The following is a 19,386-nucleotide window of genomic DNA, read 5'->3' on the forward strand; positions in this document are numbered from 1 at the left end:
CCGCACCGCGCCCCGCGCCCTCCGCCCACGGCGGACGGCGGGGACACGGCTGGCACTCATGTTGAAGGAGTGCCAGAACCCGGAGTAGAGTGGGCACTGGCACTCGGGGGTACCGGGTGCCAATGCCCGAGGTGGACCGTCCGGCACCGCGACGACGGAGGGTCTGACGCCCGTGGCGCACCCGCAGACCACAGCATCAGCGGTCCGGCGAGCCCGCCGGAGCCGCACGTCGACGAAGAAGGAGTGTGCAGCATGTCTGTCTCCATCAAGCCCCTTGAGGATCGCATCGTTGTCCGCCCCCTGGAGGCCGAGCAGACCACCGCGTCGGGCCTCGTGATCCCGGACACCGCCAAGGAGAAGCCGCAGGAGGGCCAGGTCGTGGCCGTGGGCCCGGGCCGGGTCGCCGAGAACGGCAACCGCGTGCCGGTCGACGTCGCCGAGGGTGACGTGGTGCTGTACTCCAAGTACGGCGGCACCGAGGTCAAGGTCGGCGGCGAGGAGTACCTGGTGCTCTCCGCCCGCGACGTGCTGGCCGTCGTCACCAAGTGACCCCGCCGCGACGGGCCCGGTGAGCGGCGCGCACCGCACCGGTGCGCGCGCCCCGGGCCCCTCGCGTCCCCGCACCCCCTGACTCACTGAACGAAAGGAGCGTCCGTCATGGCCAAGCAGCTGGCTTTCAACGACGACGCACGCCGCGCCCTCCAGGCCGGCATCGACAAGCTCGCCGACACCGTCAAGGTCACCCTCGGCCCCAAGGGTCGCAACGTGGTGCTCGACAAGGCGTGGGGCGCCCCCACCATCACCAACGACGGCGTCACGATCGCCCGTGAGGTGGAGCTGGAGGACCCGTACGAGAACATGGGCGCCCAGCTCGCCAAGGAGGTCGCCACCAAGACCAACGACATCGCGGGCGACGGCACCACCACCGCCACCGTGCTGGCCCAGGCCCTCGTGAACGAGGGTATGCGCCAGGTCGCCGCCGGCGCCGCGCCGGGCGAGGTCAAGAAGGGCATCGAGGTGGCCGTGGCCGCCGTCGAGCGGCGCCTGCAGGAGAACGCCCGCCCGGTCGAGGGCCAGGAGGTGGCCCACGTGGCCGCCATCTCGGCCCAGAACGACGAGGTCGGCGAGCTGCTGGCCCGCGCGTTCGACACGGTCGGCACCGACGGCGTCATCACCATCGAGGAGTCCTCCACGACCTCCACCGAGCTGGACGTCACCGAGGGCATGCAGTTCGACAAGGGCTTCCTGTCCCCGTACATGGTCACCGACGCCGAGCGTCAGGAGGCCGTGCTCGAGGACGCCTACGTCCTGATCAACTCGGGCAAGATCTCCAACGTGCAGGAGCTGCTGCCCCTGCTGGAGAAGGTCCTGCAGGCCAACAAGCCGCTGTTCGTGATCGCCGAGGACATCGAGGGCGAGGCCCTGTCCACCCTCGTGGTGAACAAGATCCGCGGCACCCTGAACGTCGTGGCCGTCAAGGCCCCGGGCTTCGGCGACCGCCGCAAGGCCATGATGCAGGACATCGCGATCCTCACCGGCGCCCAGGTCGTCTCCCCGGACCTCGGCATGAAGCTCGAGCAGGCCGACCTGGACGTGCTCGGCTCCGCCCGCCGCATCACCGTCACCAAGGACGAGACCACCATCGTCGACGGCGGCGGTGCGGCCGAGGACGTCGAGGCCCGGGTCGCCCAGATCAAGGCCGAGTCCGCCGCGACCGACTCCGACTGGGACCGCGAGAAGCTCCAGGAGCGCCTCGCCAAGCTCTCGGGCGGCATCGGCGTGATCCGCGTGGGCGCCGCCACCGAGGTGGAGCTCAAGGAGCGCAAGCACCGCATCGAGGACGCCGTGTCCTCGACCCGCGCCGCCCTCGAGGAGGGCATCGTGGCCGGCGGGGGCACCGCGCTCATCAACGCGCTGAGCGTGCTCGACACCGACGCCGACGTCCAGGCCCTGACCGGCGACGCCGCCGTGGGCGTGGACATCGTCCGCAAGGCCCTGAAGCAGCCGCTGCGCTGGATCGCCCAGAACGCGGGCGAGGACGGCTACGTGGTGGTCTCCAAGGTCGCCGAGCTGGAGCCGAACCACGGCTTCAACGCGAAGACCGGCGTCTACGGCGACCTGATCGCCGACGGCGTGATCGACCCGGTCAAGGTGACCCGCTCCGCGCTGGCCAACGCCGCCTCCATCGCGGCCCTCGTGCTCACCACCGAGACCCTCGTGGCGGACAAGCCCGCTGACGAGGACGAGCACCAGCACTGAGCCGGCCCCGGCCCGTCCGGGCCGAGACCGCTCCCCTCGACGACGCCGCCCCCGCACCTTCCGGCCGGAAGGTGCGGGGGCGGCGTCGTCACCGGGGCGGGGAGGGGCGGCTCATCCGCGCCGGTCGTCCTCCTCGAGGTACTCGCCCGTGGCGTAGTCGTAGTCCACGGGATTGCCGTCCTCGTCGGTGCGCCGGTACCAGTCCGTGACCTCGGCCGCGGTGGAGTCGAACTCCGCGCCCACGGCGTACTGGCTGCCGGTGGGGACGGGCTCCACGGCCAGGGTGAAGTCGTCGCCGTGGTCCTCGATGCCGTGCCGCACCGCCTTCTGCAGGGCCGCCCGTTCGTACTGCTCCCGGAGGGCCTGCGGATCGTGGCGCAGCTCCCGGTAGAGGGCCACCGCCATGAGGACGATCACCACGGAGAACGGCAGGGCCGTGACGGTGATGAGGTTCTGCAGGCCCGTCAGCGCCGTGTCGCCGCCGGTCAGGAGCATGACGACGGCGATGCCCGCCATGCACAGCGCCCAGAACGCGGTGACCAGGCGGTTCGGCCGGGGCGCGCCCCGCTGCGACAGCTGCGAGTTCACGAGGGAGGCGGAGTCCGCCGTTGTGATGAAGAAGATGGCGAGCATGACCATCACGAGCGGCGCGATGAGCCGCGCGCCCGGGAACTGGTCCAGGACGGTCCAGAAGATCTCCGCGGGCGCCGGCATCGAGGCCGCCGTGCCGTCGGGGGCGATGGCCCCGCGCTCGCGCTGCAGCCAGATGGTGGTCCCGCCGATGACGGTGAACGCCGCGATGATCACGGACGCCGGGATGAACAGCGCGCCCAGGACGAACTGGCGGATGGTGCGGCCGCGGGAGATCTTCGCGACGAACACGCCCACGAAGGGCGCCCAGCTGACCCACCAGGCCCAGTAGAACGTGGTCCAGGAGGAGAGGAAGGTCTGCATCGCCGGCCCCTCGGCCATGCTGGCGCCGAGCATGTCCGGCATCTCGCCGACGTAGTCCATGAGGACGCCGGGGATCACGTTGAGGATGAACGCGGTGGGCCCCACCACGAAGAAGAAGACGGCGAGGGCCAGGGCCAGCACCATGTTGACGTTGGAGAGCCAGCGGATCCCGCGGGCCACCCCGGAGACCGCGGAGGCGATCGTCCCGATGGTCAGCAGCACGATGATGCCCATGGCCAGCAGGTTGCCCCCGGGGACCAGCCGGTCACGATCTCCACCCCGCGGCCGATCTGCAGCGCCCCGATGCCCAGGGACGCCGCGGTGCCGAAGAGGGTGGCGATGATGGCGAGGGAGCCGATCAGGCGGGCGCCGAACGAGTCGGTGCGGTCGCCGCGTCCGAACAGCGGCATGAGGATGGAGCTCATGAGCGGCACACGTCCGCGGCGGTAGGACACGTACGCCACCGCGAGGCCCACCACGGCGTAGATCGCCCACGCGTTGACGCCCCAGTGCAGCGCGGCCTGGGCCATGGCCCCGGTGACGGCCGCGTAGCTCGCGGGCTTCTCGCCGTCCAGGCCCAGGGTGATGTCCCCGTAGCGGGAGAAGGCCAGGGCCAGGAGGAACACGACCAGGCCGATCGCCAGCAGCGAGAATATCCAGCCCAGGTTCGTCATGACCCAGGACAGGGCCGCGCTGGAGACGGCCAGGACGTCGTCGGGTCGGGTGACGCCCCAGGCCACGAATCCCAGGACCAGCGCGCCGACGACGACGAGGATGACCCGGTCCACGCCGTAGCGGACCCTCTGGTCCTCGATCGAGACGCCCGGCACCAGGGCCGGGTGGATGCCGTGCTGGTAGGTGACCTCCCGGACGAACCGGCGCAGCCGGGTGCGCGGCGGGGCCGCCGGGGAGGGGACCGCGGGGCCGGAGCGGTCCGGGGACAGGTCGGAGGCCTGCTGCGGTGGGGGGCCCACCCGTTCAGGGTAGGCCCGCGCGTCCGGGTCCCGGTCGGCTGGGCCCCGGGCGGGGGGCGTCATACGGGAGACGTGACCTCCCTCATGCGGCCGGCCAGGCAGGCGGGGGTTCATCAGTTGAGAGATTGAGGCTTCGCTCCCTAAGATCCTCCTAGAGGGCGCTCAATGGAAGGTGCTGGCACCCGTCGGCCTGCACGGTGCCCTTTAATCCTCCCGATTGGAAGTATTATGACTGCTCAGAACCCCTCCCGCCGCCACGTCACCACCGCCCTGGCCTGGGGTGCTCCCGCCGTCGCCGTCGCGGTGAGCGCACCCGCGCGTGCCGCCTCTCCCGGGGCGCCCGCCACCATCCAGGTCGATACGCCCATCACGCTCTGGAGCGACTTGATCCGCTACTCCGGCTACATTGCCCAGGGTGTCGTGGTGACCATCAGGGACGCCAACGGCCTGCCCGTGCCGAACCAGCCGGTCACCCTCACCATCTCCAACTACCAGGGTAACGAGAACACGTTCTACTTCGTGTCCGACCGGGCGGTCAGCTCAGACGACGCCTTCAGCAGTCGCGTCGGCGCCACCATCACCCTGACCACGGATGCCAACGGCCAGGTGGCGCTGGACGACGGGACCACGGGGTACCTCCGCAAGGGCTCCGACGGCACGCGCAGGGGCACCACCTTCATCGTGACCTCTGGCGACGCGTCCACCACCTTCGTCCTGACGAACTCCACCTTGGCTGGCGGCACAGAGCCGGGCATCAAGGTCGCCTGACCGACGACCGCGCTCACCGGTACGGCCGAGCCCCCCTGGTCTCCAGGGGGGGCTCGGCGGTCTCATCGCCGGGGCCCAGAGTCCTGCGAGCCGACGAGCTCCTCGCGGGAGCCGTTCGTCCGGGCGGCGCGCGCCTCCACGATCTCCTCGTCCTCGTCCGCCAGGACGTCCGCGTGCGGGGCGTCGTAGCGGGAGCGGTCCAGGATGCCCTCCTGCTGGGCCACCAGGGCGGGGATGAGGGCCTGGCCGGACACGTTGAGGGCGGTGCGACCCATGTCCACGATCGGGTCGACGGCCAGGAGCAGGGCCATGCCCTCGAGGGGCAGCCCGGCGGTGGACAGCGTGAGCGTGAGCATCACGGTGGCGCCGGTGGTGCCGGCGGTCGCGGCGGAGCCCAGCACGGACACGAGTGCCACGAGGGCGTACTGGCTCAGGCTCATGTCGATCCCGTAGAACTGGGCCACGAACACGGCGGCCACGGCAGGGTAGATCGCGGCGCAGCCGTCCATCTTGGTGGTGGCGCCCAGCGGGACGGCGAAGGAGGCGTAGCCGGTGGGCACGCCGAAGTTGCGCTCGGCCACCCGCTGGGTGACGGGCAGCGTGCCGAGGGAGGAGCGGGAGACGAAGCCGAGCTGGAACGCCGGCCACACGCCGGTGAAGAACTGCTTGACGGAGAGCCCGTGCAGGCGCGCCAGCACCGGGTACACCACGAGCATCACGAGGGCCAGGCCCACGTAGATCGCCACCACGAACTTGGCCAGCGTGCCCATCGTGGACCAGCCGTACGAGGCCACGGCGTTGCCCAGCAGGCCGATGGTGCCGATCGGGGCCAGGCGGATGATCCACCACAGCAGCTTCTGGATGATCGCGAGCACCGAGCGGGAGAACGTGAGGAACGGGGCGGCCTTCTCGCCGACCTTGAGCGCGGCCACGCCCACGACGATCGCGATCACGAGGATCTGCAGCACGTTGAACGTGGGGGAGGAGGCGAGCGCGCCGTCCTCGCCGGCCGTGGTCTTGACGGTCAGGCCGAGGAAGTTCGCCGGCACCAGGGAGGTCAGGAAGTCGAGCCAGCCGACGTCCTTGGCCTGGTACGACGCCGGCGCGGTCTGGCCGGTGCCCACGCCCGGCTGCAGCACGACGCCGACGGCGAGGCCGATGAGCACCGCGATCAGGCTCGTGATGGCGAACCAGAGCAGGGTCTTGGCGGCCAGGCGGGCCGCGTTGGTCACCTGGGCCAGGTTGGCGATGGAGGCGACGACGGCGAAGAAGACCAGCGGGACGACCGTGGCCTTCAGCAGGCTGATGTAGATGCTGCCGACGGTGGCCAGCGTCTCGCCGAGCCAGGTCGGGTGCTCGGAGGTGTGCCCCGTCGCGCGGGCGATCAGGCCCAGGACGAGGCCGAGGACGAGGGCGGCGGCGATCTGCCAGCCGAAGTTCGACGTCCAGGCGGGAAGCCGGCGTCGGGGCGCCGGTGCGGGGGAGGACTGTGCGGTGCTCATCCGGGGAGGTTAGGCGGTCCAATACCACGACGTCGAAACGGATTGCGCCATGTGACGTCGTGGTGACGCCCGTCTCGCCCTCGCGTGGCCCGGCGCGAGGGCCCTGTGACGTGGCCCGCACCCGGGTCGCCGGTTTGACCCCCGGGCATAGAATCGCGGAAACACCCGTCCCGAAAGGCGCCTTCGTGACCAACACCAGCACCGGTCCCAGCCCCGAGCCCGTCCACTCCTCCTCGGATCCCTTCGGCTTCTTCGGCCTCACCTACGACGACGTCCTGCTGCTGCCCAACGCCACCGACGTGATCCCCGCGGACGCGGACACGGGCACCCGGCTGACCCGCAACATCCGCTTGAACATCCCCATCGTCTCCGCGGCGATGGACACCGTGACCGAGGCCCCGCTGGCCATCGCCATGGCCCGCCAGGGCGGCATGGGCATCATCCACCGCAACCTGTCCATCGAGGACCAGGCCCGCCACGTGGACACCGTGAAGCGCTCCGAGTCGGGGATGATCAAGGACCCCGTGACCATCGGCCCCGACGCCACGCTCGCGGACCTGGACGAGCTGTGCGCCCAGTACCGCGTCTCGGGCCTGCCGGTGGTGGCCGAGGACATGACGCTGCTGGGCATCATCACCAACCGCGACACCCGCTTCATCCCGCGCGAGGAGTGGGCCACCCGCACGGTGGACACCGCCATGACCCGCATGCCGCTGGTCACCGCGCAGGAGGGCGTCTCGCGCGCCGAGACGATCCGCCTGTTCTCCCAGAATCGCGTGGAGAAGCTGCCGCTCGTGGACGATGCGGGCCGCCTGACCGGCCTGATCACCATCAAGGACTTCGACAAGGCGGAGCAGTACCCGGACGCCGCGAAGGACGACGAGGGTCGGCTGCGCGTCGGCGGCGCCGTCGGCTTCTTCGGCGACGGCTGGGAGCGCGCCATGGCGCTCGTCGAGGCGGGCGTGGACGCCCTCGTGGTGGACACCGCGAACGGCCACACGCACGGCGTGCTGGACATGATCGCGCGCCTGAAGAAGGAGAAGGCGGCCGCGCACGTCGACGTCATCGGCGGTCAGGCCGCGACCTACGCGGGCGCCAAGGCGATCGTCGACGCCGGCGCGGACGCCGTGAAGGTGGGCGTGGGCCCGGGCTCGATCTGCACGACCCGTGTGGTGGCCGGCGTCGGCGTCCCCCAGATCACCGCCATCTACGAGGCGGCCAAGGCCACGCGCCCCGCGGGCGTCCCGCTGATCGCCGACGGCGGCCTGCAGCACTCCGGTGACATCGGCAAGGCTCTCGTGGCCGGCGCCGACTCGGTGATGCTCGGCTCCCTGCTGGCCGGCACCGCCGAGTCCCCGGGCGACCTCGTGTTCTACCAGGGCAAGCAGTTCAAGACCTACCGCGGCATGGGCTCCCTGGGCGCCATGCAGACCCGCAACGGCACGCGCTCCTTCTCCAAGGACCGCTACTTCCAGGCGGACGTGCCGGACGAGGACAAGCTGATCCCCGAGGGCATCGAGGGCCAGGTGCCCTTCCGGGGCCCGGTCGCCTCGGTGGTCCACCAGCTCGTGGGCGGCCTGCGCCAGACGATGTTCTACACGGGCGCGTCCACGGTGGCCGATCTCAAGGAGAACGGCCGCTTCGTGCGCATCACCGCGGCGGGCCTGAAGGAGTCCCATCCGCACGACATCATGATGACCGTCGAGGCCCCGAACTACCGTTCGCGCTGACCCGCACGTCGGGTCCGGGGGGAGCCCCGGACGGGGGCGGCGCCGACGACACGGTCGGCGCCGCCCCCGTGGCGCCTGGGCTAGGCTGGCCCGGTGACGAACCAGATTGAGATCGGCCGCGGCAAGCGCGGCCGCCGGGCCTTCTCCCTCGACGACGTGTCCGTGGTGCCTGCGCGGCGCACCCGGGATCCCCAGGACGTCAGCCTCACGTGGCGCATCGACGCCTACACGTTCGACATGCCCGTGATCGGTGCGCCCATGGACTCCGTGATGAGCCCGGAGACCGCCATCGCGATGGGGCGGCTGGGCGGTCTCGGCGTCCTCAACCTCGAGGGCCTGTGGACCCGCCACGAGGACCCGCGCCCGCTGCTCGAGGAGATCGCCGCCCTCGAGGCCGGCCCGGCCGGGACCGAGGCCACCCGCAAGCTGCAGGAGGCCTACGCGGCCCCCATCCGCTCCGATCTGATCACCGAGCGCCTCGCGCAGATCCGCGAGGCCGGCGTCGTCGTCGCGGGCTCGCTGACCCCGCAGAACACGCAGGAGTTCTACCGCACCGTCGTGGCGGCGGGCGTGGACCTGTTCGTCATCCGCGGCACCACCGTCTCGGCCGAGCACGTCTCCTCCACCCAGGAGCCGCTGGACCTCAAGCAGTTCATCTACGAGCTGGACGTGCCCGTGATCGTGGGCGGGGCGGCCGGCTACACGCCGGCCCTGCACCTGATGCGCACCGGCGCGGCCGGCGTGCTCGTCGGCTTCGGCGGCGGCGCGTCCACCACCACGCGCCGCGCCATGGGCATCCGCGTGCCGATGGCCACGGCCATCTCGGACATCGCCGAGGCGCGCCGCGACTACATGGACGAGACCGGCGGCCGCTACGTGCACGTGATCGCCGACGGCGGCGTCTCCACCTCGGGGGAGATCGTCAAGGCGATCGCCATGGGCGCGGACGCGGTCGTCCTGGGCGTCGCCCTGGCCCGCGCCACCGACGCCCCCGGCGGCGGCTGGCACTGGGGCCTCGAGGCCGCCCACCCGGAGCTGCCGCGCGGGCACCGCACCCACGTGGGCCAGGTGGCTCCGCTCGAGGAGGTCCTGTGGGGTCCCGGCCGCCACGCGGACGGCACGTCCAACCTGATGGGCGGCCTGAAGCGCGCCATGGCCACCTGCGGCTACACCGAGCTCAAGGACTTCCAGAAGGTGGAGGTCCTCGTGACCCCCACCCAGACCGTCTGATCCCCGCCGCCGCATGGCGGCACCCCGACCGGAAGAGTTGATACGGCGTGCTGCGCACCGCCCTCAAGCCCGTCTGGCTGGCCACCCTGGTGCTGGCCCTCGTGGCGGCCGCGGTCTTCGTGGCGCTGTCCAAGTGGCAGTTCGAGTCCGCGGAGACGAACGCGCCGCCGCCGCGCACCCAGACCGAGCACGCCGTGCCGTTCCTGGAGCACGTGCGCCCCTACGAGGCCCTGCTCGGCTCGCAGGCAGACCAGGTCGTCACGGTCGAAGGGGAGTTCGTGCCCGGCACGGACGTCCTGGTCGGCCCGCGCCTGCTGAACGGCCGCGACGGCTACTGGACGGTCACGGCCCTCCGGGTGGCCGGCGCCCCGGACGGCGAGGTCGTCCCGGTGGTCCGCGGCTGGTCGGCCCGCGCCGACGTCGTGGACCCCGCGCCCGCCGGGCAGGTCACCGTCACCGGACGCCTGCTGCCCCCGGACGGGCCCCTGCCGCGTGAGGCAGCGGCCGAGGACACCGCCGACCGGCTCCTGTACCGCAGCCTGGCCCCGGCCCAGCTGGTGAACGTGTGGGACGAGCCGTCCTACGCGGCGTACGTCGCGGCGTTCGAGATGGTCGACGCCGCGGGCGCCGAGACGGGCGCGGCCGGCCCCGGCGGGCTCGAGCCGGTGTGGGTGGCCCCGCAGCCGGAGGAGACCCAGATCATCTGGCTCAACGTCTTCTACGCCGTGGAATGGATGCTCTTCGCCGGCTTCGCCCTGTTCCTGTGGTGGCGGTTCGTCCGCGACGACCACGTCCGGGACGAGCACGAGCGCCGGCTCGACGAGGAGTGGGCCGCGCAGTGGCGCGCCGAGGAGCTCGAGCGGCGCCGGGCGGCCGCGCGCGAGGCCAAGGAGCGGGCCGTCGCGGCACAGTCCGCGGCGCACCCACGCCAGGACCACGACGACGACGGGGCCGCGCGCCCCGACCCCCGCGACCCGGGCCCCCGTGGGCCCCGAGAGGAGCAGAGCCGATGAGCACCCAGCACCCCGGCCCCCAGCCGGTGGACCCGGCGAGCCTGCCGGATCCCGAGGACATCACGGAGGCCGACCTGCCCGAGCCGCCCCCGCGGCCAGGCCGGGAGCATCGCCGTTTCGCCGGCACCCAGCAGCAGATCCGCTCCGCCACCCGCCTCTACGTGGTGTGCGCGTGGATCACCGGCATCATGCTCCTGCTGCTCGTGGCGGAGATGGTGCTGAAGTACGGCATGCACGTGGAGCTCTACGCGGGCGGCACCACCCTGGACGGAGAGGCCAACGGCCTGGGGCTGCACCCCACGGACAGCGTGACCGGGGGAGTGAACCTGTCCCTGTTCATCCTCATCGCCCACGGCTGGATGTACGTGGTGTACCTGCTCGCCTCGTTCCGCCTGTGGTCCCTGATGCGCTGGGAGCCGCTGCGCCTGCTGGCGATGGCCGGCGGCGGCGTCGTGCCGTTCCTGTCCTTCGTGGTGGAGAAGCGCATGACCCGCGTGGTCCGGGACGAGCTGCACCGCTTCCCGGACGCCGCGCGGCGCTACTGAGCGCCTCGACTATCCTGGACGGGTGACGCAGAATGCCCCCCACCCCCCCGACACCCCCGCCCCGCTCAGCGACGTGATGCCCACGGTGCTGGTGCTGGACTTCGGCGCCCAGTACGCACAGCTCATCGCGCGTCGTGTGCGCGAGGCCAACGTCTACTCCGAGGTCGTGCCCGCCTCCACCCCGGCGGCGCAGATCCTGGAGCGCAAGCCCGCGGCGCTGATCCTCTCGGGCGGGCCGTCGTCGGTGTACGAGCCCGGCGCCCCGCAGCTGGATCCGGCGCTGCTCGAGGCCGGGGTGCCCGTGCTGGGCCTGTGCTACGGCTTCCAGTCGATTGCGCACGCCCTCGGCGGCACCGTGGCCAAGACCGGCACCCGGGAGTACGGCTCCACCTGCCTGGACTCGGTGGACGCCGACTCCGTGCTGTTCGCGGGCCAGGACCTCGAGCAGGTCGTGTGGATGTCCCACGGGGACGCCGTGACGCAGGCGCCCGAGGGCTTCGCCGTGACGGCCTCCACCGCGGGCGCCCCCGTCGCCGCGTTCGAGGACCGCGAGCGCCGCATCTTCGGCGTGCAGTGGCATCCCGAGGTGGGCCACTCCTCCCACGGTCAGCGGGTGCTCGAGCAGTTCCTGCACGTGGGTGCGGGCCTGGGTGCGGACTGGACGGCCAGCGGCGTGATCGAGGGGCAGGTCGAGCGCATCCGCGAGCAGATCGGGGACAAGCGGGCCATCTGCGGCCTGTCCGGCGGCGTGGACTCCGCCGTGGCCGCGGCCCTCGTGCAGCGCGCCATCGGCGACCGCCTCACCTGCGTCTACGTGGACCACGGCCTCATGCGCGAGGGCGAGTCCGCCGAGATCGAGCAGGCCTTCGGCGAGGCCCACGGCGGCGCCCGCCTCGTGATGGTGGACGCGCGCGAGGACTTCCTGTCCGCGCTGGCCGGCGTCACCGACCCCGAGGCCAAGCGCAAGATCATCGGCGAGCGGTTCATCCGCACCTTCGAGAAGGCGCAGGCGGACATCGTCCTCGAGTCCGAGCACGACCCGGACGCCACCGAGGTCCGCTTCCTCGTGCAGGGCACGCTCTACCCGGACGTCGTCGAGTCCGGCGGCGGGGACGGGGCGGCCAACATCAAGTCCCACCACAACGTGGGCGGCCTGCCGGACGACATCGAGTTCGAGCTGTGCGAGCCGCTGCGCGAGCTGTTCAAGGACGAGGTCCGCGCCGTGGGCGCCGAGCTCGGCCTGCCCGAGGGCATCGTGCACCGCCAGCCGTTCCCGGGCCCGGGTCTGGGCATCCGCATCATCGGCGAGGTCACCCAGGAGCGCCTGGACCTGCTGCGCCGCGCGGACGCGATCGTGCGCGCCGAGCTCACCGCGGCCGGGCTGGACCGCCAGATCTGGCAGTGCCCCGTGGTGCTGCTCGCGGACGTGCGCTCCGTGGGCGTGCAGGGCGACGGCCGCACCTACGGCCACCCGGTCGTCCTGCGCCCCGTCACCAGCGAGGACGCCATGACGGCGGACTGGGCGCGGATCCCGGACGACGTCCTGTCCCGCATCTCGAACCGCATCACCAACGAGGTCGACGGCGTCAACCGCGTCGTGCTCGACGTGACCAGCAAGCCGCCGGGCACCATCGAGTGGGAGTGAGCGGCGCGTCCGGCGCCGCATCCGGCCGCCCCTGACCGGGGCGGCCGTCCGCACGAAGACCGCCTGGACCCAGGCGACGGAGGAAGGACCGCACGCACGTGACCGAGCAGGAGTTCCCGCGCCTGGCCCGCGCCCGCGCCGCCGCACGCCCCGACGAGGGGCAGACCCGCCCCGACCCGGCCGCCTGGGTGTCCTCTCTGGGCTCGGGCGCCGAGAACGACACGATGCTGCGGTTCGCGCCCTCGGCGGCCAACAGCATCGACCTCACGGAGGCGAACTCGTCCGGCGTCTCGCAGCTGCTGCTGGGGCGGCGCACCCGCCTGTCCACCCTGCTGCCGACCGGCCCGGAGCTGGACGCGGCGCACGAGGTGTCCCTCGGCCTGCGTGCCAAGGTCCGCGAGCTGGCGGAGGAACGCGGCATCGACGTCGGTGCGCTCGCCGTGGGCGTGGCCACGTGGACGGCCGAGGAGGACGGCCGGCGGGAGCGCCGCTCCGCCCCCGTGCTGCTGGCCCGCGTGGCCCTGACGGTGCGCCGCGGCGCCCGTGGCCGGGACGAGCTCGAGGTCCAGATCACCGAGCCGGCCCGCCTGAACCCGGCGCTCGTGCGGAACCTGCGCCGGCACCACGGCATCGCCCTGGACCCCGAGGCGTACCAGCAGGCCGCCTACGCCACGGCGCGCCTCGAGCCCGCCCCCGCGTTCGCCCGCCTGCGCGAGGAGGCCGCCGCGATCGCGGACCTGCACGTCGAGGACCGCCTGCTCGTCTCCACGTTCGCTGACCTCGGCGAGACCGCCTCGCTGCCCGCCTCCCTCGAGGATCTGCCGGTCGTGCAGGCCCTGTACGACGCCGGCACCGGCATGGTGCCGCGCCCGGCGGCGCTGCAGCCCACGGGCGCGCCCGCGGAGGACGACGTCGCCCCGGCCGACGAGCGCCTCGTCCTGGACGTCGACGCCGCCCAGGCACGCGTGCTCGAGCACGCCGCGGCGGGGGAGTCCCTCGTGGTGGCGGCCGCCCCCGGCACCGGGCAGACCCAGACCGCCGCCGCCCTGGCCGCGCGCCTGGCCTGGGAGGGTCGGCGCGTGCTGGTCGTGGCCGAGCGCTCCGCCGCCCTGGCCGACGTGCTCGACCGCCTCGAGGAGGCGGACCTGCGCTCGATCGCGCTGGATGTGCCCGCCAACGCGGACCCCGAGCTGCTCCGCCGCCAGCTCGTGCAGGCCGTCCTGCGCTCCGAGCGGGCCGTGGACCCCGACACCGCCCGGGACGAGGCCGCCCTGACCGAACGACGGCGCCGGCTGCAGGAGCACGTCGGCTCACTGCACCACGTCCGCCCCCGCTGGGGCTGCTCGCCGTTCCAGGCGATGCAGGCCCTGGCCGCCCTGACCGGGCTCGAGACGCCGCCGGCCACCACCGTGCGCCTCAAGCGCTCCGTGCTGGACTCCACCGTGAACCGGCAGGCCGTGGGCGAGCAGCTCGTGCGCGCCGGGGAGCTCGGCGCGTTCTCGGCCGCCGCCACCGAGAGCCGCTGGTTCGGCGCCCGCGTGCGCAACGTGCAGGAGACCGAGGCCGCCTCGGAGCTGGCCGACGAGCTGGCGGCCGCCCTGCACACCACCCGGCGTGCCGTGGACACCGCCGCCGCCCAGGCCGGCCTGCGCCCTGAGCGCACGGTGGCCGGCTGGGCGGAGCAGGCGGACCTCTACCGCCGCGTGGCCCGCACCCTCACCGAGTTCACCCCCGAGGTGTTCTCCCTCGACGTGCCCCAGCTGGTCGCGGCGACCGCCACCAGCGCGTGGCGGCGCCTCCACCTGGTCGAGATGTCCTCGGTGACCCGGTCCCGCCTGCGCCGCGCGGCGAAGGACGCGGTCCGCCCGGGCGTGCAGCCCACGGACCTGCACGGCGCCCTCGTGGACGCCGCCGCCGTCCTGGAGGACTGGAACCGCCACGCCGCCGAGCCGGGCACGCCCCCGCAGGTGCCGGACCAGGGCGAGCACGTGATGGGCCAGGTCGGCCAGGTGCGCGAGCGCCTGCGCCGGCTCGAGGACGTCCTCGCCCCGGAGGCCGTGGCCGAGGCGCCCTTGGAGGAGCGGGACGTGGACGACCTCGTGGCCGCCGTCGACGGGCTCGTGGCGGACCGCGACACCCTGGCCACGCTGCCCGAGCGCACCCTCGTGCTGGACAGCCTGCGCGGCCACGGCCTGGCGGAGCTGCTCGAGGACCTGCGCGACCGCGAGGTGCCCACCGAGGCCCTGACCGCCGAGCTCGAGTTGGCGTGGTGGCAGTCCGCGCTCGAGGCGATGATCTCCGGGGACGACTTCCTGGCCATGATGAGCGGCACGGACCTGGCGGAGGTCGAGCGCGGGTTCCGCGACCTGGACCGCGCCCATCTCGAGCGCGGCGGCGCCCGGCTCTCCGCCGCGCTGGCCGCGCGCTGGCGGGAGGCGCTGCGCACCTATCGCGCGGACGCGGCCGTGCTGCGCACCCTGCTCAAGCAGGGCAGCCCCACGGTCGAGTCCCTGGCCACGATCACCCCCGAGCTCCTGCAGCCGCTCGTGCCGGTGGTCACCACCTCGCCCATGGCCCTGTCCGAGTTCCCCCCGGAGTGGCGCGCCGACGTCGTCGTGCTGCTGGAGGCCGACGCGACCGCCCTGGCCACCGCGATGGGCGCGCTCACCCGCGCCCCCCAGGTGGTGGCCCTCGGCGACCCGGTGATCGGGCGCCCGCAGTCGTTCCAGGTGTCCGTGGACCCGACGGCGACCGCCGGGCCCCTGCGCCCGCTGCGCTCGGCCTACGACACGCTGGACGAGGTGCTGCCCACCCTGCCGCTGCGCACCGTGCACCGCCCCCTCGAGCGGCGCCTCGTGCGCCTCGTCTCCGCGCTGGCCTATGACGGCGCCCTGGACGCGCTGCCCACCGCGGGCGAGGCCACCGGCCGGGATCGCGCCGTCACGGCCGAGTACCTGCCCGAGGGCACCGGCATCCCGATGACCGGCGGCGACGTGGTCGAGTCGACGAACGCCGAGGTCGCCCGCACCGTGGAGCGCGTGTTCGAGCACATCCGCGACCGGCCCGAGCAGTCCCTGGCCGTGGTCACGGTGTCCGAGCAGCACGCCCGCCGGGTGGCCGCCGCCGTGCAGGCCACGGCCGCGCAGGCGCCGTGGGCCCACGAGTTCCTCGCCCGTGGCCGTGGCGAGGATGCCGCCGACGCCGAGCCGTTCGTGATCGTGCCGGTCGTGCGCGCTGCCTCCGTGACGCGCGACGCCGTGATCCTCACCCCCGGCTACGGCCGCACCCCGCACGGCCGCGTGGTGCACCACTTCGGCGCCTTCTCCGACCCGGACGGCGAGCGCATGGTCACGGTCGCGCTCACCCGCGCCCGCCGGCGCCTGCACCTCGTCTCGGCGCTGCGCGCCGCGGACCTGGACGAGGACCGGCTCGACGGCGGCGCCCTCTGGTTCCTGCGGCTGCTCGAGGCCTACCTGGGCGACGACGCCGCGGACCCGGTGGGCATGGTGGGCGACCCGCTGCTCGCCGATCTGCGCGACCGGCTCGAGGAGCACGGCGCCCGCGTCCTGCCCCGCTACGCCGGCGTCATGGACCTGGCCGTGCTCGATCCGCGCGCGGACCGGAACGAGGCCCCCCGTCCGCTGGCCCTGGCCGGCGACGGCGGCGAGGTGTACCGCGCCCTCACGGTGCGGCAGCGCTCGCGGACCCTGCCCGAGGGGCTCGAGGCCCGCGGCTGGGAGCCCCGGACCCTGTGGGCGATCGACGTGTTCGCGGACCCGGAGTCCGTGGCCCGCGAGCTGGCCGACCGGCTGGGCGTGGAGCCGACGGACGAGACGGACGAGACCGCCGACGATGTCCGCTGACGGCGCGCCGCGCCGCCGCGGCCCGCGCCGGGCGGACGCCCCGGGAACCGGGCCGGCAGCCGCCGACGGCCGCGAGCCGCGCCTGCCCGGGATGCCCCGGCTGGCCGGGACGTCGCCGGCGACCGCGCCGACCGGGGACGCGGCCGGGGTCGAGTCCGGCCCGGCCGAGGCCGAGCGCGACCGCTGGCTGCGCGAGCAGCGCCCGCCCCACTGGGGCTGAGCCGGCCCGATCCGGCCGGGTCAGTCCGCGGCGGCGGAGGACGAGGACGACGTCGAGGACGTCGAGGACCCGGCGGCCGAGTCCGAGGTCGATCCGCCGGCCGAGCCGGTGCCGGAGCGCGAGTCGGTCCGGTAGAACCCGGAGCCCTTGAAGCTCACGCCGACCGAGCCGTACTGCTTGCGCAGGACGCCGCCGCACGCGGGGCACTCGGTGAGGGCGTCGTCGGTGAATGCCTGGACGACGTCGAAGGCGTGGCCGCAGTCCTTGCAGCGGTAGGCGTAGGTAGGCATGCTCAGCTCCAGCTCGCTCGGGGCGCGCCGGGGCGCGCGGTTCTGGGGGGGATCCGACCCCCGATGCTACTCCGCGCCGCGGGCCGGGCTCAGACCCAGCGCAGCCCGGCCGCGGTGACGACGCCGTCCACGGGCCGGTCCGTGGGCTCGGCGGGGATGGCGCCCGCCGGCAGCAGCTCGTCCTCGAACACGAGGGCCACGGTGGGCACGCTCCGCGGCAGCTCGGCGAGGAAGCGGTCGTAGTAGCCCCCGCCCTGGCCCAGGCGCATCCCGTCCTCGGCCACCGCGAGCGCCGGCATGACCACCGCGGTCGCCGCCGCCAGCGCGTCGGTCCCGAGCCGTTCGCCCACGGGCTCGTCCACGGGGGCGTTCGCCGCGCGCGCCGTTGCGACGTCCGGGTGCCACGGAGCCCAGCTCAGGCGGCGTTCCGGCTCGATCACGGGGACGAGCACCCGCGCCCCCGCGGCCAGCAGGCGGGTGCGCAGCCCACCGGTGTCCGGCTCGGTGGCCATCGGCAGCACGGTGGCCACCACCGGGGCGGTCCCGTCCGCGGTCGCCGCGGCCACGCGCGGACCCAGCCACGCCCACAGGTGCTCGACGGCGGCCGCGGACTCGGCGGCGCGGCGCGCGGGGGAGCGGTCGCGGCGGGCGGTGCGCAGGCGCGCACGCAGGGTGGCCTTGGCGTCCACGACGTCGTCGACGCCGGCGACGGGGCCCGTGGCGGCGGGCTCGGGCACGGGAGGGGGAGTGCGCATGTCCCCATGATGCCCGCCGCACCGGTGCCGCGCCCGGCCGCGCATAGGATCGACGCCATGTCCTGGCAGCGTTCCCCCTGGCCCGTGACCCTGCGGCACAGCACCCTCGCCCTGCGGCCGCTGCGGCGGCGGGACCGGGAGGCGTGGGAGGAGCAGCGGGCGCACAACCGGGAGTGGCTGACGCCGTGGGACGCCACGAGCCCCGTGCCGGGCGCGGGCCCGGCGTCGTTCGGGCAGATGGTCCGCTGGCACGGCCGCCAGGGCCGGGACGGCAGCGCCTACACGTGGGGCATGGCCCTCGACGACGACCGCCCGGACCGGGACCGCCTGGTGGGGCTGCTGTCCCTGGGCGGGATCCAGTACGGCTCGGTGCTCTCCGGCTCGATCGGCTACTGGATCGACCGTCGCGAGGCCGGCCGGGGGCTGACGCCGACGGCCGTGGCCATGGCGACGGACTGGGCGTTCCGCAGCGCCGGTCTGCACCGGGTCGAGGTCAACATCCGCCCGGAGAACGCGGCCAGCCTGCGGGTCGTGGCGAAGCTCGGCCTGCGCGACGAGGGCCTGCGGCGCGCGTACCTGCACGTGGACGGCGCCTGGCGGGACCACCGGACGTTCGCGGTGACCGCCGAGGAGGTCCCCGACGGCCTGCTGGCCCGGTGGCTGGCCACCCGGCCGCGCCCCTGAGCGGTCCGGCGGGACACGCCGCGTGCGGACACGCCGCGATGGCCGGGCCGGTCCGCCTCCGGCGCTAGGCTGACGGCATGGACGAGACCACCGCGCCGACGAGGGCCGTGCAGGCCGCGCTCGACGCGCTGGCCGACGCCCGGGTGAGCGCGTCGCTGGTCATCGTGGCCCTCGTGGCCTTCCTGGCCTGGCGGCTCGTGCTGCGCCGCCATCGTCTCGCGTCCGCCCCCGCCCGCCCGTCGATGCCGAGGTCCTTCATGCACCGCCTGCAGAGCTCGCCCGCCGTCCGTGCCCTGACCGCCCGGTTCTCGGGCCGCCTGAGCGCCGCCGCCGACGCGGCGCGCGCCGCCCGCGGCCGGACCGGCCTGCACATCCGGTGGGGGCGCACGGCGCTGTTCCTCGCCGTCCTCGTGGCCCTGCTCGTGTTCCTCGTGGCCGGGCTCGCCGCGGCGTTCGGCGCGGGCACGCTCGCCCTGGCAGGCTGGTCGCTCCTGTTCGCCGTGGCCGGGCTGGCCGGCCTGCGGGCCCTCGCGGTCCGCGACCGCACCCGTCGCGCCCGGCCCGCCGCCGTCGTCGTCCCGGAGCGCCCCACCGCCCCGGCGGCCGAGGAGCGGCAGGCCCCGCCCGCGGACCCCGAGCGGGACCGCCGCGTGCTGGAGACCGTGCTGGCCTTCGAGACCGAGGCGCCGCGTCCGGCTGCCGCGCCCGCCGCGTCCCGGGCCGAGCCCGTGGTGGTGACCGCCTCCGCCGCCGCCCCCGCAGCGGACCGTGCGGTGACCATCCCCGCGGTGCCGCGCCCCACCTACCTGGACGCCCCGGAGATGGCCCGCCCCCTGCCGGCGCCGCTCGAGACCCCCGCCCCCACCGGCGCGGACACCCGGCCCCAGGACGCCGCGCGCACGGCGGACGATCAGATCAGCGCCGCCGCCGAGCAGGACATCGCCGCCCTGGACC

The 19,386-nt window shown here is 74.0% G+C and carries 17 protein-coding genes; 12 read left to right on the forward strand and 5 right to left on the reverse strand.

Annotated elements, in window-relative coordinates; genetic code table 11:
• Window positions 1-252: 252 nt before the first annotated feature.
• The gene (gene groES, locus J1M37_RS03405; RefSeq protein WP_002857590.1) at window positions 253-549 is read left to right on the forward strand and encodes a co-chaperone GroES; all 297 of its coding nucleotides are present in this window, start codon (window positions 253-255) and stop codon (window positions 547-549) included.
• A 108-nt stretch (window positions 550-657) separates the two neighbouring features.
• Window positions 658-2,259, forward strand: coding sequence for a chaperonin GroEL (gene groL / locus J1M37_RS03410; protein WP_206452101.1), 1,602 nt, complete (start codon window positions 658-660; stop codon window positions 2,257-2,259).
• Between the two features lie 111 nt (window positions 2,260-2,370).
• On the opposite strand, the gene J1M37_RS11705 is transcribed toward groL, so the two are convergent.
• Both J1M37_RS11705 and J1M37_RS11710 read right to left on the reverse strand, forming a co-directional pair.
• Entirely contained in the window at window positions 2,371-3,447 is a 1,077-nt protein-coding gene (locus J1M37_RS11705) for a BCCT family transporter (RefSeq protein ID WP_342345107.1), read from the reverse strand.
• Window positions 3,426-4,187: a BCCT family transporter gene (locus J1M37_RS11710; RefSeq protein ID WP_342345108.1), complete on the reverse strand. Its 762-nt coding sequence runs from the start codon at window positions 4,185-4,187 to the stop codon at window positions 3,426-3,428. The genes J1M37_RS11705 and J1M37_RS11710 overlap by 22 nt, the downstream gene beginning before the upstream one ends.
• A gap of 228 nt (window positions 4,188-4,415) precedes the next feature.
• Here J1M37_RS11710 and J1M37_RS03420 point away from each other — a divergent pair, with 228 nt between their 5' ends.
• Window positions 4,416-4,955: a hypothetical protein gene (locus tag J1M37_RS03420; RefSeq protein WP_206452102.1), complete on the forward strand. Its 540-nt coding sequence runs from the start codon at window positions 4,416-4,418 to the stop codon at window positions 4,953-4,955.
• 62 nt (window positions 4,956-5,017) lie between these two features.
• Here J1M37_RS03420 and J1M37_RS03425 read toward each other — a convergent pair whose 3' ends face one another.
• Window positions 5,018-6,457 carry a dicarboxylate/amino acid:cation symporter gene (locus J1M37_RS03425; protein WP_206452103.1) on the reverse strand — a complete coding sequence of 480 codons (1,440 nt, stop codon included), beginning with the start codon at window positions 6,455-6,457 and terminating at the stop codon, window positions 5,018-5,020.
• 185 nt (window positions 6,458-6,642) lie between these two features.
• Here J1M37_RS03425 and guaB point away from each other — a divergent pair, with 185 nt between their 5' ends.
• The 7 genes from guaB (at window position 6,643) to J1M37_RS03460 (ending at window position 16,703) form a co-directional block, all read left to right on the forward strand.
• A complete protein-coding gene (gene guaB, locus J1M37_RS03430) occupies window positions 6,643-8,187 on the forward strand; it encodes an IMP dehydrogenase (protein WP_206452104.1) in 1,545 nt (514 codons plus the stop codon).
• 93 nt (window positions 8,188-8,280) lie between these two features.
• The gene (locus J1M37_RS03435) at window positions 8,281-9,417 is read left to right on the forward strand and encodes a GuaB3 family IMP dehydrogenase-related protein (RefSeq protein ID WP_036340916.1); all 1,137 of its coding nucleotides are present in this window, start codon (window positions 8,281-8,283) and stop codon (window positions 9,415-9,417) included.
• Window positions 9,418-9,464: 47 nt separating this feature from the next.
• Window positions 9,465-10,430 carry an SURF1 family protein gene (locus J1M37_RS03440; RefSeq protein WP_036340919.1) on the forward strand — a complete coding sequence of 322 codons (966 nt, stop codon included), beginning with the start codon at window positions 9,465-9,467 and terminating at the stop codon, window positions 10,428-10,430.
• Entirely contained in the window at window positions 10,427-10,975 is a 549-nt protein-coding gene (locus tag J1M37_RS03445; RefSeq protein WP_036340922.1) for a DUF3817 domain-containing protein, read from the forward strand. The genes J1M37_RS03440 and J1M37_RS03445 overlap by 4 nt, the downstream gene beginning before the upstream one ends.
• Before the next feature lie 22 nt (window positions 10,976-10,997).
• On the forward strand, window positions 10,998-12,620 hold the full coding sequence (guaA, locus tag J1M37_RS03450) for a glutamine-hydrolyzing GMP synthase (RefSeq protein WP_342345109.1): 1,623 nt from the start codon (window positions 10,998-11,000) through the stop codon (window positions 12,618-12,620).
• Between the two features lie 98 nt (window positions 12,621-12,718).
• The gene (locus J1M37_RS03455) at window positions 12,719-16,483 is read left to right on the forward strand and encodes a DUF4011 domain-containing protein (RefSeq protein WP_206452105.1); all 3,765 of its coding nucleotides are present in this window, start codon (window positions 12,719-12,721) and stop codon (window positions 16,481-16,483) included.
• Window positions 16,473-16,703: a hypothetical protein gene (locus J1M37_RS03460; protein ID WP_192593530.1), complete on the forward strand. Its 231-nt coding sequence runs from the start codon at window positions 16,473-16,475 to the stop codon at window positions 16,701-16,703. The genes J1M37_RS03455 and J1M37_RS03460 overlap by 11 nt, the downstream gene beginning before the upstream one ends.
• Window positions 16,704-16,723: 20 nt before the next feature.
• On the opposite strand, the gene J1M37_RS03465 is transcribed toward J1M37_RS03460, so the two are convergent.
• Together J1M37_RS03465 and J1M37_RS03470 are read right to left on the reverse strand one after the other, a co-directional pair.
• On the reverse strand, window positions 16,724-16,993 hold the full coding sequence (locus tag J1M37_RS03465) for an FmdB family zinc ribbon protein (RefSeq protein ID WP_095353601.1): 270 nt from the start codon (window positions 16,991-16,993) through the stop codon (window positions 16,724-16,726).
• 89 nt (window positions 16,994-17,082) lie between these two features.
• Entirely contained in the window at window positions 17,083-17,748 is a 666-nt protein-coding gene (locus tag J1M37_RS03470; RefSeq protein ID WP_241250818.1) for a 5-formyltetrahydrofolate cyclo-ligase, read from the reverse strand.
• 57 nt (window positions 17,749-17,805) lie between these two features.
• Here J1M37_RS03470 and J1M37_RS03475 point away from each other — a divergent pair, with 57 nt between their 5' ends.
• Both J1M37_RS03475 and J1M37_RS03480 read left to right on the forward strand, forming a co-directional pair.
• The gene (locus J1M37_RS03475) at window positions 17,806-18,432 is read left to right on the forward strand and encodes a GNAT family N-acetyltransferase (protein ID WP_206452106.1); all 627 of its coding nucleotides are present in this window, start codon (window positions 17,806-17,808) and stop codon (window positions 18,430-18,432) included.
• 77 nt (window positions 18,433-18,509) lie between these two features.
• A partial coding sequence (locus tag J1M37_RS03480; protein WP_206452107.1) for a hypothetical protein occupies window positions 18,510-19,386 on the forward strand: 877 nt, incomplete at its 3' end.

Source organism: Micrococcus sp. KRD012, assembly GCF_017168555.1.
GTDB classification, from domain to species: Bacteria; Actinomycetota; Actinomycetes; order Actinomycetales; family Micrococcaceae; genus Micrococcus; species Micrococcus luteus.

What these genes read in the sequence shown, in the direction of transcription:
- groES (WP_002857590.1), top strand. Translation starts at nt 253, where the DNA reads ATGTCTGTCTCCATCAAGCCCCTTGAGGATCGCATCGTTGTCCGCCCC.
- groL (WP_206452101.1), top strand. Translation starts at nt 658, where the DNA reads ATGGCCAAGCAGCTGGCTTTCAACGACGACGCACGCCGCGCCCTCCAG.
- J1M37_RS11705 (WP_342345107.1), bottom strand. Translation starts at nt 3,447, where the DNA reads ATGGGCATCATCGTGCTGCTGACCATCGGGACGATCGCCTCCGCGGTC.
- J1M37_RS03420 (WP_206452102.1), top strand. Translation starts at nt 4,416, where the DNA reads ATGACTGCTCAGAACCCCTCCCGCCGCCACGTCACCACCGCCCTGGCC.
- J1M37_RS03425 (WP_206452103.1), bottom strand. Translation starts at nt 6,457, where the DNA reads ATGAGCACCGCACAGTCCTCCCCCGCACCGGCGCCCCGACGCCGGCTT.
- J1M37_RS03445 (WP_036340922.1), top strand. Translation starts at nt 10,427, where the DNA reads ATGAGCACCCAGCACCCCGGCCCCCAGCCGGTGGACCCGGCGAGCCTG.
- J1M37_RS03460 (WP_192593530.1), top strand. Translation starts at nt 16,473, where the DNA reads ATGTCCGCTGACGGCGCGCCGCGCCGCCGCGGCCCGCGCCGGGCGGAC.
- J1M37_RS03465 (WP_095353601.1), bottom strand. Translation starts at nt 16,993, where the DNA reads ATGCCTACCTACGCCTACCGCTGCAAGGACTGCGGCCACGCCTTCGAC.
- J1M37_RS03470 (WP_241250818.1), bottom strand. Translation starts at nt 17,748, where the DNA reads ATGCGCACTCCCCCTCCCGTGCCCGAGCCCGCCGCCACGGGCCCCGTC.
- J1M37_RS03475 (WP_206452106.1), top strand. Translation starts at nt 17,806, where the DNA reads ATGTCCTGGCAGCGTTCCCCCTGGCCCGTGACCCTGCGGCACAGCACC.